Annotated in this window: 1 protein-coding gene and 1 pseudogene; both read right to left on the bottom strand. The window is 75.3% G+C overall.

The features are described from left to right. Positions 1-245, bottom strand: a pseudogene (locus ACYVE9_RS26780) (hydrolase); the annotation flags it as partial. Continuing rightward, on the bottom strand, positions 245-1,186 hold the full coding sequence (locus tag ACYVE9_RS26775) for a M56 family metallopeptidase (RefSeq protein ID WP_461030481.1): 942 nt from the start codon (positions 1,184-1,186) through the stop codon (positions 245-247). The pseudogene ACYVE9_RS26780 and the gene ACYVE9_RS26775, both read right to left, overlap by 1 nt. Between the last annotated feature and the right edge of the window lie 246 nt (positions 1,187-1,432).

Here is a 1,432-nt window from a genome sequence, read left to right as displayed (position 1 = left end):
CGGTCCCGTTCCTGCCACAGGGGCAGCAGCTCCGGCGGTACGTCGCGGGTCGGAGCGCCGCCGGGCAGCGCCCCGGCGTGCTCCAGGGCGCTCGCCAGCCGGCGTGCCTCCGCCTCCGGCACCGGCGTACGGGTGTCGGTCAGTACCGCGCGCAGCCAGTCCAGCGTCGGTTCGACCCGGAGCAGGGTGCCGGAGAAGTCGAAGAGCACGCCCCTCGCCGGGGTCGCGGCAGCGGGGTGCGGCATCAGTTGAGCGCGCTGAGGCCGGGCACGAACGCCACCAGAAGCGGGATGACCGGCACCAGCGAGGCCAGCGCGGTCATCCGGAGTCTGCTGCCCACCGGCAGCCGGTCGGCGGGCGAGAGCAGCCGGTCCACCCGCTGCGGGAGCAGCGTGCGGTGCGAGGCGCACGGCCCGAACACCGCCCGGTCCTCGTTGAGGCCGACGAGCGCCAGCGCGGTGGTGAGCCGGCCGTGCTGCCGGGAGGCGACGTCGTCGGCCGCGAGTTCCACCAGCCGGTGCATCTGGTGCCGGAAGGCGCGGAAGACGGGCACCTGCGGGAAACCGCCGGCGAGCGCCGACGAGCAGTGCAGCAGCCAGTCGTGCCGGGCCCTCACGTGACCTTCCTCGTGCGCGATCACCGAGTCCAACTGGCGGCCCTTGAGCCGCCGAAGCGCGGCGGTGGTGATGACCAGACGGGGCTGCGCCCCGGGCAGCCACCAGGCTTCGGCCTGTTCGCCCTCCAGCACGATGAGCCGCTCACCCGCGTCCTCCTCCTCGCCGGGCAGCAGCGGGGAACGGGTGCGCAGTCCCGCCCGCTTGCGCCGGCGTCGGGAACGGGCGGTCCACACCTCCCGGGTGAGCATCGCCAGGGTCCAGGCGCCGCCGACGAACAGCAGCACCGCCAGCACCGCCGCCCACGGGTGGCCGTCGGAAGAGAGCGCGTACGCGTCCAGGACCTGCTGCGGGGCGGGCCCGAACACCCGGCCGCGTACCGCCTGCCAGGCCTCCGCGGCGCTGAGCGCCATCGCCAGTACGCAGCACAGCAACACGGCGGCCACCACGCACTGCCAGACCCACAGGGCCAGCACCGGTTCACGGTCCGGCCAGGAGCTGCGGGCCAGGAGCCGCGGCGCCATCGCCGCGGTCAGACCGCCCAGGAGAAGGAGCGCGAGCGCGACCGTCATGGTCCACAGGGTAGGACGCGGCGGCCGGAGTCCGGTACGGCATCGCGGGGAAGTGACGCACGCCTCACCCGGGACGCCGCCGAGCCGGGCCCTGGGGCCGGCGGCTGCCTGCGCTCCCGGCACCCGGCACGGCTGCCACCGCTCACAGGGTCAGCAGCATCGCGGCCATGCCGATCGCCAGGGAGAGGCGGCAGGCGACACCCAGTTCGGTGCCGCCGAGCGGGCCCGGCCGGAGCGGTTCCGCCG

This window comes from Streptomyces sparsus (genome assembly GCF_054776295.1).
The sequence above is the reverse complement of the archived record's forward strand: the minus strand, read 5'-3'. Positions and strand labels throughout refer to the sequence as shown.